1 protein-coding gene is annotated in these 719 nt (G+C 47.8%); it reads left to right on the forward strand.

The window, feature by feature from the left end; all coding sequences use genetic code 11:
* Positions 1-690: formyltetrahydrofolate deformylase (gene purU / locus CVN76_RS01760; RefSeq protein WP_100530155.1), on the forward strand; the 690-nt coding region annotated here is incomplete at its 5' end.
* Between the last annotated feature and the right edge of the window lie 29 nt (positions 691-719).

Below are 719 nucleotides of genomic sequence, written 5' to 3' on the forward strand. Positions count from 1 at the left end.
CCAGGATTAAAGGAGAGGGCAGCGGAAATGGAATCGGCTTTTGAAGAGGTTTCGGCAGCATTTTCGATGGAATGGACACTTACGCATGTGAGTGATTTGAAGCGGACGGCGATTTTCGTTTCCAAGGAGCCGCATTGCCTGCTTGAATTGCTATGGGAATGGCAAAGCGGGGATTTGTTGGCCGATATAGCGCTTGTCATCAGTAATCATGAAGATACGAGACAAATTGTCGAATCGATGGGCATTCCTTTTTATTATATTCCTGCAAATAAGGATATTCGTAAGGAAGTGGAGACGAAGCAGCTTGGCCTTCTCGAGGAATTCAATATCGACCTGATTGTGTTAGCGAGGTATATGCAGATCCTGACGCCGGATTTCGTAGCGGCCCATCCGAATAAAATCATCAATATCCATCATTCCTTTTTACCTGCATTCATCGGGGCACGGCCTTATGAACGGGCATATGACCGGGGTGTCAAGCTGATTGGGGCGACCTCACATTATGTGACGAATGACTTGGATGAAGGTCCGATCATCGAGCAGGATATCGAACGTGTCGATCATCGTGATTCGGCAGGGGATATGAAGAAAATCGGCCGTTCTGCTGAACGGAGGGTGCTCGCCCGTGCCGTTAAATGGCATTTGGAGGATCGTGTCCTTGTCCATGAAAATAAAACGGTAGTCTTTTAAAGTGAAGTGCCCCCCTTGGCAAACCAAGG

The organism is Bacillus sp. mrc49, from assembly GCF_002803435.1.